Genomic DNA, 13,038 nt, shown 5'->3' with positions numbered 1-13,038 from the left:
CGTTACCTTTCCGGCGTTTGCGCGTCGTTCTTCGTGTGGTTTGGGGCGAGGGGCAGGGAAATGCGGAACGTCGTGCGACCGGGCTCGCTTTCGACGGAGATCCAGCCGTCGTGGTCGCCGACGATCTTCGACACCAAGGCGAGCCCGAGGCCCGTTCCGTTTTCGCGGCCCGAGACGAACGGGTCGAAGAGGCTGGCGGCGATCTCGTTGGGAATGCCGGGGCCGTCATCGCTGATCTCGATCTGGAGCGGAACGGTCCCGCCGGTGCCGTCCGGGCGGCGAACGCGCAACGCCAGCTCGTAGAAGGTGCGGATCGTGATTCGCCCCCCCTGCGCGCCGACTTGGGCGGCGTTCTTCAGCAGGTTCAGGATTACCTGCTGCAACTGATCTGGATCGCCCCAGACATTTGGCAGGGACGGATCGTAGTCCTCGACGATCATCATATGCGCGGCAAAGCCGACCATCGCGGATCGGCGCGCGCGGTCGAGGATATCGTGAACGTTGACGGCGCGGCGTTCCGGCGGGCGCAGGTTCCCGAACTGCTCCACCTGTTCCAGCAGCTTCACGATGCGCCGGCTTTCGGCGACGATCAGGTCCGTCAGTTCAAGGTCGTCGTCCGAAAGGTTCATGCTGAGAAGTTGCGCCGCGCCGGTAATGCCGGCGAGCGGGTTCTTGATTTCGTGGGCCAGCATTTCGGCCATCCCGATCGCAGAGCGGGCCGCATTGCGCGATTTGCGGGCGCGGTCGAGACGGCCGGCGATGTCGCGGGGCGAAATGAGGACGAGGACACCGTCTTCCATCGGCGCCGCATGCAATTCGCAGCCGATCGCCGGCGCCCGCCCGATCGACAGGCGCGCATCATGCAGGGTCATGGGAGCCAAGGTGCGTCGGACCCGCGCAGTCACGGTGGAGAGATCGCCGTCGATCTCCGTCAGCTCGGTCAGGACCGCACCGGTCAGGGATCTGGCGGAGCGGTTGAACAGCCCTTCGGCGGGGCCGTTCACTTCCTCGATCCGGTCATTGGCATCGAGCACGAGGGCCGCCATCGGTAGAGCCTGCCAGACCCGGCCTTGCGTCATGCGGCCCGCCTCGCCGGCGCCGCCAGCGTTTCGGAAAGCAGGTCGGCAACGGCCTCGGGCGGAGCGGTCAAGATAGCACGGCGGCGTTCCGGAGAGGTCGCGGCTTCGTCCATGTACCAGCCGAGATGCTTACGCGCGACACGGCCGCCGAGGGCCGTCCCGTAGAAGTTCAGGATTGCGCCGTAATGCCGGATGACGAGCGTGGCGAAGTCTGCGCCACGCGGCACACATGGCCCCGCGCCATGACCCAGCCCCGCGGCAATTTCGGCCAGCGCCCACGGCCGTCCTTGCGCACCGCGCCCGACCATGACACCCGCCGCACCCGATACCGCGAGGGCGGCACGCGCCTGCTCCGGATCGGTAATGTCGCCATTGGCCAGGACGGGAATTGAGACCGCTTCGACCACGTGCCGGATAGCTTCCCAGTCGGCGTGCCCCTTGTAGAACTGGCACCGTGTCCGACCGTGGATCGTCAGCATCCGGATACCCGCCGCCTCGGCACGGACGGCGAGCGCGGCAGTGTCGCGGCTGTCGTCGTCCCACCCCAGACGCGTTTTCAGCGTCACCGGAACCGTCACGGCGCCGACCACCGCATCGATCAGGCGCAGCGCATGATCGTGATCGCGCAGCAGGGCGGAGCCGGAGAAGCCGCCGGTCACCTTCTTTGCGGGGCAGCCCATGTTGATGTCGATGATCGCGGCGCCCTGCCCTTCGAGCATCCGCGCGGCCTCGGCCATCCAATGTGCGTCGCGCCCGGCAATCTGGACCGCGGTGCCCGAACGTGCGGCGCCGATTTCCGCGCGATCACGGACCGACGGCTTGGCCTCGACCATCTCGCGCGACGCGACCATCTCCGAGACCACCAGCCCCGCGCCAAATTCTTGCACGATCTGACGCGTCGGCAAATCGGTGATGCCCGCCATGGGCGCGAGAGCCACGGGGCTCGTGAGGCCAAGCTCCGTCAGGCGTGGGTCGAGGGGAAAGGCAGAGAGATCAGTCACGTGATGGATTTCCGGGCAGTTCGGGTCATGGTTAAGCGATCTGGGCGGGATACGGCAGGGACGGCAGAGGATTGCAGCATCGTCAGGCTCCAAATGCCCAAAAATTGTGCAGCTTGCCAGCCCCGTGCCTCGCCGGTTGTCAGTATCAGAGCCTGAGGCTAGGCACGGCGCAATCCCGTGGAGATCCGCAATGGAACCCAGCCAGCTTACCGCCCTGATCGTTGCCGCCGGCAGAGGCACGCGCGCGGGCGGTGAAATCCCGAAGCAATACCGCAACCTTCGTGGCGTTCCGATGATCTCGCTGACGATCGCCGCTTTCGCGGATCGGGTCGCCGACATGGTCGTGGCCGTTCATCCCGACGACGAGGATCTGGCGCGCGCCGCGGCTCCGGATGCCCATCTGGTCGCGGGAGGTGCGACGCGCAGCGCCTCCGTCAGGGCCGGTCTGGCCGCCGTCACGACGCCGTTCGTGCTGATCCACGACGCCGCGCGGCCTGGTGTGACGGGTGCCGTCATCGACCGCGTGACTGGTGCGTTACGCAACCATGACGGTGCGGCGCCCGCTTTGCCCGTCGTTGACGCGCTGTGGGAGGGCGAGACCACCGTAACCGGAACCCGCGACCGCAGCGGTCTATGGCGTGCACAGACGCCGCAGGGGTTTCGGGCCGACGCGATCCGCGCGGCCCACGAGGCGCATCCCGGCGAGGCCGCCGACGATGTGGAAGTTGCCCGTGCGGCGGGGCTGGACGTCGCGATCGTCGCGGGCGACGAACGCAACATGAAGATCACCGGTCCGGACGACTTCGCCCGGTTCGAAAGGGGACTCGGGATGGATGTGCGGGTTGGAAACGGGTTCGACGTCCACCGGTTCGGGGACGGCGACCACGTGATGCTGTGCGGTGTGGCGGTTCCGCATTCGCATGGGCTTGACGGGCATTCCGATGCGGATGTCGGGCTGCACACTTTGACCGATGCGATCTACGGCGCATTGGCCGAGGGCGATATCGGGCGACATTTCCCGCCCTCCGACCCGCAGTGGAAGGGGACCGACTCATCCGTCTTCCTCGCCCACGCGGTCGGTCTTGCGAGGGAGAAGGGTTTCGAGCTCTCGAACCTCGACGCGACCCTGATCTGTGAATTCCCGAAAGTCGGTCCTCACGCCGACGCGATGCGCGCCCGCGTTGCCGAAATAGTCGGGATCGGCATCGACCGCGTTTCCATCAAGGCCACGACGACGGAGCGGCTCGGGTTTCCCGGCCGTGGCGAAGGCATCGCCTGCACGGCGACCGCAACGCTGGTCTCGGCATGAACCGACTGGCCCATGCCGTCGCGACCTGCGGCTATGTCGGATTGCTGCGGCCCGGACCGGGCACGTGGGGCTCATTGGCGGCCCTGCCGCTCGGGTGGGTGGTGATGCAGGGCGGCCCGATCCTGTTCACAGCGTTGACCGTACTACTCGTTCCCTTGGCCGCGTGGGCCACACGGGAGGTGACGCGCGGATCGGACGACCACGACCCGGGCGAAGTGGTGATCGACGAGGTGCTGGGCCAGTGGATCGCCCTCATGCCGATTGCGTGGGGCGCGGCCATGGCGGGGGCGCCGGTGACCGCGCTCTGGCCCGGATGGGTCGCGGCGTTCCTTCTGTTCCGCCTGTTCGATATCTGGAAGCCGGGTCCGGTCGGTGCGGTGGATCGGCGCGACGATGTTTGGGGCGTGGTTCTGGACGACGCGGTGGCGGGGGCGATGGCGGCTATCGGTGTGGTCGTGCTGGCGGGGCTGGCACATCTATGAACCGGGCAAGTGATCTTCTGGAAATCTGCATCGAACAGCGCCTGACGGTCGCCACGGCGGAGAGTTGTACCGGCGGGTCGCTGGCCGCCGCCCTGACCGCCCTGCCTGGCGCATCGGCGATGTTCCAGTGGGGCGCCGTCACCTATGCCAATGCGGCGAAGCGCGAGATGTTGGGCGTTTCGCAGATGACGTTGATCGCGCACGGCGCCGTCTCCGAAGAAGTTGCGCAGGAGATGGCGGCGGGTGCGCGGGAGCGGTCCGGCGCGGACCTTGCCGTTGCGATCACCGGCATCGCGGGGCCCGGCGGCTCCGACCACAAACCCGAGGGACGGGTCTGCTTCGGTCTGGCCGATGCGCGCGGCGTGCGAACAGAGACTGTCGAATTCGGGGCCCTTGGCCGCGATGCGGTGCGAGCCGCCGCGCGCGATCATGCGCTCGAGTTGCTGCTGGCGGCGGCTCAGCCGTAGAGCTGCTTCGCGCGCTTCTCGAAGGCCGCCACGACCCGCTGCATCGCCTCGTTGAACACGCGGTTCGCAACCGAGCCGATGAGGCGGTTGCGAAACTCGAAATCGACCCAAAAATGCACCTTGCAGCACGGGTTTGCCGCGTTTGGAATTTCCTCGAACCGCCATTCCGACTCCATGTGTCGGAACGGCCCGTCGAGATACTCCGTCTCGATCCGTTTTTCTTTTGGGTGCAGGGTGACCTTCGAGCCGAAGCTTTCGCGGAACACTTTGAACGAGATGACGAGGTCGGCTAACATGACCTCACCGTCGGCCGTATCTTCGCGCGAACGGATGCGCGCGGCGGCGGTCCATGGCAGGAACTCGGGATAGTTCCCGACATCTGCGACGAGGTCATACATCTGTTGCGCCGTGTACGGCAACTCGCGGGTTTCGGAATGGCGGGGCATCGGGCCTCTTCATGTCCAAGGATTAATCGTGATAACGCGTGTGATGGACGAAGGGTCCTGAGGGAGCAAGATGGCTCAGAAATACGCGATCGATCAGATGATCTCGGCCAAGGCGATTGCCGCCCGGATCGAGGCGCTGGCCCGGGAGATCGAGCAGCGTTTTGCCGGGACTGACAAGCTGGTCGTGGTCGGCCTGCTCCGCGGCTCTTTCGTGTTCATCGCCGACCTCGTGCGGGAACTGAACCTTCCGGTCGAGGTCGATTTCCTTGAGGCCAGCAGTTACGGCGACGCGATGGTGTCGAGCCGCGAAGTCCGGATACTGAAGGATTTGCGTGGAGAGATCGCGGGTCGCGACGTTCTGGTGGTCGAGGACATCGTCGATACGGGTCACACGTTGCACCACGTCACGGCGTTTCTGAGGTCGCGCAGCCCGGCACGGTTGGAGACGATCGCGCTCCTCGACAAGCCGTCGCGGCGGGAAGTTGACGTGCGCGCGACCTGGACGGGGTTCGAGATCCCTGATGCCTTCGTCGTGGGCTACGGCATCGACTACGCGCAGAGGAACCGCAATCTCCCCTATATCGGCACGGTCCGTTTCCTCGACGAGGCGGCGGAGGCCTAGCTCATCCGGCGGGACAGCGTAGAGCGGTTGATCGGGAGGAGAACCCTCGGTCGCGGCGGCCTGAGCACTCCAACACCTTTGTCTAAACGATGAAGGGGTCCGGATCTCCAAGGACGGGGATCCGGACGTCCCGTCCTGCGAATGCGGCTGGAGGAGCCCGACGTATCATCTGTAGAGGAGCGACACTCCGTTCCTGAATATGTGCACCTTTTCCGGCGCACCGGTCAGCTGCATCTCACGTCCGCGAATGTCGGTGTGTATTCCGTGCAGCTTGGCGATGACGGCGCGGGAATCGCTCTCGGCCTTGGGGGTTTCGAAATAGAGCTGCGTCACCTCGCCCAGTGCCTCGACGATTTCCACCTTGCCTGAATATGCGAAATCGGAGCCATCGGTCGGAACCATGTCCTCGGGGCGGATGCCGACGTTGACCTGCGCACCCTGATCTTCCGGCTTGCTAGGCACGGTCGACGTGATGGTGCCGCCGCCCTGGTCGAGCTTCAGCGTCGTTGTCGCACCGGTTCCGACGATCTCTCCGGGCAGCAGGTTCATTGCGGGCGAGCCGATGAACTGGGCCACGAACTCTCCATTCGGACGCTCGTAGAGATCGAGCGGCGTGCCGACCTGTGCGATCCCCTTGTTGGCGAGAACGACGATCCGGGTGGCCAGCGTCATCGCCTCCACCTGGTCGTGGGTGACGTAGATCATCGTGGATTCGGGCATCTGCTCCTTGAGCTGCGCGATCTCGATCCGGGTCGCGACACGGAGGGCGGCATCGAGGTTCGAAAGCGGTTCGTCGAACAGGTAAACCTTCGGGTCGCGAACGATCGACCGGCCGATCGCGACGCGCTGACGCTGACCGCCGGAAAGGGCCTTGGGCAGCCGGTCGAGATAGGGGGTCAGCTGCAGCTTGTTGGCCGCGGCCTCGACCGCCGCGTTCATTTCCTCCTTGGATTTCTTGGCGATCTTGAGCGCGAACTGCATGTTTTCGCGCACGGTCATGTGCGGGTAGAGCGCGTAGGACTGGAACACCATGGCAATGCCCCGTTCGGACGGGGGCACGTCATTGACTACCGTTCCGTCGATTTCCAGCGTCCCGCCGGAGATCTTCTCGAGGCCCGCGATCATTCGCAGGAGGGTGGATTTGCCGCAACCCGAGGGCCCGACGAAGACAATCAGCTCGCCCGTCTCGATGTCGAGGTTGATGTCCTTGAGGACCTCAACCTGCCCTCCATAGACCTTCTGTACGTCCGTCAGCTTCAGATTGGCCATGCTCTTCCTCCCTCGATGTTATGTCACGCCGCGCGCAATATCGCGTACTCCCAAGGGCCTAGCGTCATGCCGCCCGCCCCCGGCATCGTCGCGCCAATCCCCTCCACGAGGTTCCACGACCCCTCCGGCAGGGTCAGAGCGACCTCGCTCTCGCCGAGATTGAAGGCGCAGAAGATGCGCTCCCCATCTGCGACGCGCGTGAATGTCAGAAGATTGCCGCGGGCCTCGATCCCGTCCTGTTCGCCGCGGCGCAGGGCCAGCGACGTGGTGCGCATCGAGATTACCGCCCGATAGTGATGCAGGATCGCGTCGTCCCGATCCTCCTGCAAGGCGACCGAGTGGCCGAGATGATCGGAGGAGACCGGCAGCCAGGGCCGGACATCGCTGAAGCCGCCGTTGCGGTTCGACGGCTCCCAGACCATCGGCGTGCGACAGCCGTCGCGGCCTTTGAACTCGGGCCAGAACTGGATGCCGTAGGGGTCCTGCAAATCCTCGAACGCGACGTCTGCCTCCGGAAGCCCAAGCTCCTCGCCCTGATAAAGACAGACCGAGCCGCGCAGACAGCAGATCAGCGTCGCGTAGGCCCGCGCGCCCGCATGACTTAGACCCCACCGTGTGACATGACGTGTTACGTCATGGTTCGAGAAAGCCCAGCAGGCCCAGCCGTCGGGCGCCTCGCGGTCGAGGCGGTGGAACACGTCGACGATCCGTGCAGCCGTCAGCGGCTCGGCCGCGAGGAAATCGAAGGCGTAGCACATCTGCACGCCCTGCCCGTCGCGGGTATACTCACCCAGCAGTTCCATCCCGCGCTGCGCGTCGCCGACCTCGCCCACGGCGCAAGCGCCATATTCGTCGAGCAATTCGCGGAAGCGGCGCAGGAAGAGCAGGTTCTCCGGCTGGTTCTTGGAGAACATGTGGTCCTGGTGGTTGTAAGGGTTCACCGAGGGCGCAATCGTGGCATTGCGGTGCTCCGGCGGAAGGGCCGGATTATCGCGGAGGTCCGCGTCGGCGAAGTAGAAGTTTATCGTATCGAGGCGGAAGCCGTCCACGCCCAGATCCAGCCAGAACCGCGTTACGTCGAGCAGCGCGTCCTGCACCTCCAGATTGTGGAAGTTGAGGTCGGGCTGCGAAATGAGAAAGTTGTGCAGATAATATTGGAGCCGCCGGGCGTCCCATTGCCAAGCCGTACCGCCGAAGATCGACAGCCAGTTGTTGGGCGGTGTTCCATCCGGCTTCGGGTCGGCCCAGACGTACCAATCGGACTTTCCGTTGGACAGGCTCGAGCGGCTTTCGACGAACCAGGGATGCTGGTCCGAGGAATGCGAGAGGACGAGATCGATCATCACGCGCACACCATGCCGGTGCGCAGTCGCGACGAGGTGTGCGAAATCCTCCAGAGTGCCGAACATCGGGTCGACGTCGCAATAATCGCTGACGTCGTAGCCGAAATCCTTCATCGGCGACGTGAAGAACGGACTGATCCAGATGGCATCCACGCCCAGAGACGCGACGTAGGGGATCCGCTCGGTGATACCGGGAAGATCGCCGATTCCGTCGCCGGTCGTGTCTTGAAAAGAGCGGGGATAGATTTGATAGATGATCCCTCCCCGCCACCAGTCGGGATTGGTGGCGGCCAGAGGCGCTTCGGCGGTCGCTGTCATGCTGCGGTGTCCAGTCTCAGGCTATTTCACGGAGCCAGCCAATAGGCCGCGGACGAGGTATCGCTGCATCGTGAAGAACACCACAAGGGGCACGGCGATCGAAACGAAGGCGGCTGCGGCAAGTATGCCCCAGTCCCCGCCCCGCGAGCCCAGAAGGTCGTCGGCGATCTTGACCGTCATCACCCAGCTGTCGCTGCTGGCGGGCAGGAAAACCTTTGCGATGAGCAGGTCGTTCCACGTCCAGAGAAACTGGAAGATCGCGAAAGAGGCCAGCGCCGGAAAGCTGAGCGGGAGGACGATGCGGGTGAAGACCTGAAAGTCCGTGGCACCGTCGACCTTCGCGCTTTCGATGATGTCGCGCGGCAGACCGACCATGTAGTTTCGCAAAAGGTAAATCGCCAATGGCAGGCCGAAGCCGGTATGGGCGAACCATATGCCATAGAAACTCTGCCCGATGCCGATCTGGTTGTGGAATTGCAGCATCGGGACCAGCGCAAGCTGCAACGGCACGACGAGCAGGCCCACGACGATCGCGATGATCGTGCCGCGAAACGGAAAATCCATCCAGGCCAGCGCATAGGCGGCGAAGGCGGCGATCAGTATCGGAATGATCGTCGCCGGGATCGTTACCGTCAGCGTATTGATGAAGGCGACATCCATGCCCGCCGATTCGAGAATCGTCTCGTAATTGACCAAGGAGAAGTTGGGCGGCACCTCGGCAGCGATGTAGACAGTCGGATTGCGCGAAGGTTCATCCGGATAGAAGTAGGTGAAATCTCCGGTCTCGGCGATCTGAAGCGTCCGCCCGCGCACGAGTTCGCCCGTCTCACCCGGCGCGAAGGCCGTCGGTTCCGCGCGCGAGCCGCCGAATGCGACGATCTCTCCGCTGCCTTCTTCGCCGAATACGTTTCCGGTCAGCACCCAGCCTTCGGGGGTCTCGACGAACTCACCCTCGGTCTGGACGGCGATGTTCTCCTGCGTCGGAAAGGGCGACTTCCACCAGCCCGATTCGGTAATCGCATCGCGGTCCCTGAAGGAACTCACGAACAGGCCGACCGTCGGGATCAGCCAGAGAACCACAAGGAATATGACCGAGAGGTTCGTGACCAGCGAGAGCGAGGTCTTGGAGCCTGCGATGCCGTCGTCGTCCTTCGCCATGTCAGCGCACCTCCTTACGGGCCTGCACGATGTTCCAGACCATCACCGGCAGGACGATGATCATGATGACAAAGGCGACGGCCGTCGCGCGCCCGTCGTCGCGGAACATGTATTCCATCATGTAACTTGGCAGGATCTGCGTCCCGAAATTGCCGCCGGTCATCGTGTAGACGATGTCGAAGACTTTCAGCACAAGGATTGTGATCGTCGTCCAGACGACGACGATCGTGCCCATGATCTGCGGTATCTTGATCTTGAAGAAGATCTGCGCCGGCGATGCGCCGTCGATGATCGCGGCCTCGACCGTCTCCTCCGGAATGCCGCGGAGCGCGGCCGACAGGATTACCATGGCGAAGCCAGTCTGGACCCAGACCAGAATGACCATCAAAAAGAAGTTGTTCCAGAACCCGACCTGCAGCGGATCGAGAGGCGACATGTCGAGCGTGCCGCGCATCGCGTTGATGATGCCAATCTCCGGATCGACCGCGTAGACGAATTTCCAGATCAGCGAGGCGCCGACAAAGGAGATGGCCATCGGCATGAAGATGAGGGATTTCGCAATGTTCCCCCAGGACAAACGGTCAGTCAGCTGCGCCACCAAAAGTCCAAGAAAGGTCGCCATGGCGGGCACAACCAGAACCCACAGGAAATTATTGAAGAGCGCCGTCCGGAATTCACCGTCGCCGAACAGGAGCCCGTAATTCCCGAGCCCCACGAATTCCGTTCCGGCCCGGTTGAAGAGCGACCGCCAGAAGCTGCCGAATACCGGGTAGACGAGGTAAAGTGACAAAGCCGCTAAAGCGGGAAGAAGAAATAGCCAAGGCCGCACCGCATTGGCGCGGTTGATGTTGCGCCCGGCCTCCGGCCCCCTTGCGGGAAAGACGAAGCGGTCGAGCACGAAATTCGAACTCCAGAAATAGCCGATGCAACCGGTCACGCCGATAACGATCGTCAATATGCCCTGTATCAGCGGTGACATGGCCCCTCCCCCCAAGATGGCAATGCAGGTTCAGCAGCTTTGACCGGCATCGAAGCGATGGTCAAAGCAATTCGGCCCGCCCCTTTCGGAGCGGGCCGTCGCCGATCAATTCAGCGATTCCCAACGTTCCTGGATACGTTCGGCCACATCTTCGGCCGAGGCGCCGGTTACGTAGTCGACCATCCCTGTCCAGAACGCGCCGGCGCCGATTTCACCCGGCATGAGATCGGAAGCATCGAACCGGAACGTCGTCGCTTCGAGAAGGATGTCGCCTTGGGCGCGCAGGCTTGCATCCGCGTAGACGTTCGGATTGACGCCCGCATGCGCGGTCAGGAAACCGCCCTGTGCCATCCACAGCTCATGCGCGATCGGCAGCTTCAGGTACTCGATCATCGCGGTGGCCGCCTCGGACGGATCGGTGATCGAGAACAGCGTTCCCGCCCCGAGGACCGGGTTGCCGAGATCACGCTCCTCGTAGGCAGGGAAATAAAAGAAGTCGACGTCGACCCCGACTTCGCTTCCTGCCGGGAAGAAGGCCGGAATGAATGACGCCTGACGGTGCATGTAGCATTGCGGCGGGATTTCGAAGAGGCCGGTCGGGCTGTCGCGGAAGTCGGTCGAGGCAACCGCCTGAGCGCCGCCGTTGACGTAATCGTCGTTCTTCGCAAAGTAGCCGAATTCCTCGATCGCATTCACGACCTCGGGCGCATCGAACGGGATCTCGTTGTTGACCCACTGGTCGTAGATCTCGGGCGGCTGCGTGCGGAGCATCATGTCCTCGACCCAGTCCGTCGCGGGCCAGCCTGTCGCGGCACCCGAGCCGAGACCGATGCACCAGGGCGTGCCGCCGTCCTCGACGATCTGGTCGGTCAGCGCCTTGAGCTCTTCCATCGACTCCGGGATATCATATCCCATTTCGTCGAATGCGGCGGGCGAATACCAAACGAACGATTTGACGTCGACGCGGTAGAACAGGCCGTAGAGGTCCTCCTCACCGTCCGGCCCTTCGAACGTCGCGAGATCGACCCACGACTGACCCGCTGCGTAATTGTCGGCGACCCATTCGGCCGTGCCCTCCGGCAGCGGCGTCAGAAGCCCCTGGCTCGCCATATCGGCGGCTAGTCCGGGTTGCGGGAACACGGCAATGTTCGGCGCCGACCCGGCCCGGGAGGAAATGACGATGTCCTGCTCGAAGCTGTCGGAGCCGGAATAATTGACCGTCGCGCCGGTAGCTTCTTCGAAATAGTCGAACATGATGTCCGCCTTGACCTTCTCGTCGCCGGTCCAAGGGCCGGTGATGTCGAGAGTCTGGCCGCTCAGGTCGGTTGAACCGGCAAATTCCTGGAAGCTGTCCCAGGTGAATTCGCCCTCCCCCGGCATGAATGTGAGGTGGGCCTCGGCTCCGGCCATGTTCGCGGTGAGCACCGCAATGGCGGTGCCCGTCAGCAGCTTGTTCATCTATCCTCCCCCGGGCTTGCACCCTGTGTTCTCTAGGTCACGGCCTGAGTTCAAACCGCTTTCGTGGAAAAACGATGCCTGCTTGCCTGGCTCGTTGTCAACGCGGCGAAGTCCGGTCACGAGAACTTTGGCGGCAACATTGGAACTGGAAGCGGTCCCTCACAGCGCTCTTGGAATTATGGGGCGTAGCGGTCGCGGACATTGGTTGTGAACTTGCAAAAAAGAGGAACCTTCGGCGACGAGCGCGTAGTTCGGCTCTGTTGCAAAAGCTGGGTGATGACCAAGCTTCGCCTTTCCCCGGGAAACCTGTTCCACATCCTGTGTGAAGGGGATGCCAAGCGCGGTAGTGGCGTTCAGGACGGCAATGCGGAGCTGGAACTCGGCAATCTGACGGTCGACGTTCTGTACCATGCCCTGCCCGACTTTGCATTGCTCAGCAATGTCCCGAGAGGAGGGCGCTGGGGCCGACAGTTTAACCCGGATAATTCACGAGAAGGCGGCGGAGGTTGCGTAACCGTCTGAAAATCTGTATTTTTTGGTTATCGACGCCAAAGATTCAGATTTCAGCAGGACGACCTCCGCCATGACCCAGTCTACGTGCTCCACGCCCCGCCTGTCACCCCTTAACGGTAAGCCGATCCTGCTCGGGTTTGACGGCGCCGACATGAGCTCCGACGCCGGCCTGACCCTGCTGCGCGAGATCGAGCGCAGGGCGGGTCTGGCGCAGCGGCTCGCAGATTGCCTGCACGATCCGCGTGACCCGGCGAAAGTTCAGCATAGTCTGAGCGACATCATCCGGTTCCGGATCATGATGATCGCGGCGGGATATGAAGACGGCAACGACGCGGCAGCCCTTCGGCACGATCCCAGCTTCAGGATCGCGCTGGAGCGTGGCCCGGAAACAGGGCCGGCCTTGTGTTCGCAGCCAACGATCTCTCGCATGGAAAACCTGCCCGACGCCCGCGCCCTGATCCGCATGGGCCGCGAGATGGTCCGGTTCTACTGCCACTCGTTTGCGCGCCCCCCAAGCCGGATCGTGCTCGATATCGATGATACCTTTGACGCGGTGCATGGCCACCAGCAGCTGCGCCTGTTCAATGCGTTCTA

The 13,038-nt window shown here is 63.5% G+C and carries 13 protein-coding genes and 1 pseudogene; 5 read left to right on the top strand and 9 right to left on the bottom strand.

All coding sequences use genetic code 11. The features are described 5' to 3' along the window. Positions 1-2: 2 nt before the first annotated feature. Entirely contained in the window at positions 3-1,079 is a 1,077-nt protein-coding gene (locus JSE7799_RS15840; RefSeq protein WP_055664481.1) for a two-component system sensor histidine kinase NtrB, read from the bottom strand. Then, positions 1,076-2,080 (bottom strand): tRNA dihydrouridine synthase DusB, encoded by a 1,005-nt coding sequence (gene dusB, locus JSE7799_RS15835; RefSeq protein WP_055664480.1) that lies wholly within the window; start codon positions 2,078-2,080, stop codon positions 1,076-1,078. The genes JSE7799_RS15840 and dusB overlap by 4 nt, the downstream gene beginning before the upstream one ends. Positions 2,081-2,270: 190 nt before the next feature. Here dusB and JSE7799_RS15830 point away from each other — a divergent pair, with 190 nt between their 5' ends. From JSE7799_RS15830 to JSE7799_RS15820, 3 genes are read left to right on the top strand one after another with little or no spacing between them, the layout of a single operon-like run. Further along, positions 2,271-3,389 (top strand): bifunctional 2-C-methyl-D-erythritol 4-phosphate cytidylyltransferase/2-C-methyl-D-erythritol 2,4-cyclodiphosphate synthase, encoded by a 1,119-nt coding sequence (locus tag JSE7799_RS15830; RefSeq protein WP_055664479.1) that lies wholly within the window; start codon positions 2,271-2,273, stop codon positions 3,387-3,389. Further along, on the top strand, positions 3,386-3,871 hold the full coding sequence (locus JSE7799_RS15825) for a phosphatidylglycerophosphatase A family protein (protein ID WP_055664478.1): 486 nt from the start codon (positions 3,386-3,388) through the stop codon (positions 3,869-3,871). The genes JSE7799_RS15830 and JSE7799_RS15825 overlap by 4 nt, the downstream gene beginning before the upstream one ends. Beyond that, positions 3,868-4,338, top strand: a complete 471-nt coding sequence (locus JSE7799_RS15820) for a CinA family protein (protein WP_055664477.1) — start codon at positions 3,868-3,870, stop codon at positions 4,336-4,338. Before JSE7799_RS15825 ends, JSE7799_RS15820 begins: the two co-directional genes overlap by 4 nt. Here JSE7799_RS15820 and JSE7799_RS15815 read toward each other — a convergent pair. Continuing rightward, positions 4,329-4,784, bottom strand: coding sequence for a type II toxin-antitoxin system RatA family toxin (locus JSE7799_RS15815; protein WP_055664476.1), 456 nt, complete (start codon positions 4,782-4,784; stop codon positions 4,329-4,331). The genes JSE7799_RS15820 and JSE7799_RS15815 overlap by 10 nt on opposite strands. A 70-nt stretch (positions 4,785-4,854) precedes the next feature. Here JSE7799_RS15815 and hpt point away from each other — a divergent pair, with 70 nt between their 5' ends. Continuing rightward, complete coding sequence (gene hpt / locus JSE7799_RS15810; RefSeq protein ID WP_055664475.1) at positions 4,855-5,406, top strand: hypoxanthine phosphoribosyltransferase; 552 nt, start codon at positions 4,855-4,857, stop codon at positions 5,404-5,406. A gap of 165 nt (positions 5,407-5,571) precedes the next feature. Here the strand turns inward: hpt and JSE7799_RS15805 are convergent, their stop codons facing one another. The 6 genes and pseudogenes from JSE7799_RS15805 to JSE7799_RS21885 all read right to left on the bottom strand — a co-directional run. Then, a complete protein-coding gene (locus JSE7799_RS15805; protein ID WP_055664474.1) occupies positions 5,572-6,675 on the bottom strand; it encodes an ABC transporter ATP-binding protein in 1,104 nt (367 codons plus the stop codon). 23 nt (positions 6,676-6,698) lie between these two features. Further along, positions 6,699-8,336 (bottom strand): alpha-glucosidase, encoded by a 1,638-nt coding sequence (locus JSE7799_RS15800; protein WP_055664473.1) that lies wholly within the window; start codon positions 8,334-8,336, stop codon positions 6,699-6,701. 21 nt (positions 8,337-8,357) lie between these two features. Next, positions 8,358-9,494, bottom strand: a complete 1,137-nt coding sequence (locus JSE7799_RS15795) for a carbohydrate ABC transporter permease (protein ID WP_055664472.1) — start codon at positions 9,492-9,494, stop codon at positions 8,358-8,360. Between the two features lies 1 nt (position 9,495). Then, on the bottom strand, positions 9,496-10,473 hold the full coding sequence (locus JSE7799_RS15790) for a carbohydrate ABC transporter permease (protein ID WP_055664471.1): 978 nt from the start codon (positions 10,471-10,473) through the stop codon (positions 9,496-9,498). 105 nt (positions 10,474-10,578) lie between these two features. Next, on the bottom strand, positions 10,579-11,931 hold the full coding sequence (locus JSE7799_RS15785) for an ABC transporter substrate-binding protein (protein ID WP_055664470.1): 1,353 nt from the start codon (positions 11,929-11,931) through the stop codon (positions 10,579-10,581). A gap of 312 nt (positions 11,932-12,243) precedes the next feature. Beyond that, positions 12,244-12,342, bottom strand: a pseudogene (locus tag JSE7799_RS21885) (IS5/IS1182 family transposase); the annotation flags it as partial. A 172-nt stretch (positions 12,343-12,514) separates the two neighbouring features. Between JSE7799_RS21885 and JSE7799_RS15780 the strand changes: the two are divergent. Further along, positions 12,515-13,038, top strand: a 524-nt coding sequence (locus JSE7799_RS15780; protein WP_186201978.1) for a transposase, incomplete at its 3' end; no start/stop codon positions are given.

Origin of the sequence: Jannaschia seosinensis (assembly GCF_001408515.1) — a bacterium.
Taxonomy (GTDB): domain Bacteria; phylum Pseudomonadota; class Alphaproteobacteria; order Rhodobacterales; family Rhodobacteraceae; genus Jannaschia; species Jannaschia seosinensis.
This window is presented reverse-complemented; position numbering and strand designations above follow the sequence as displayed.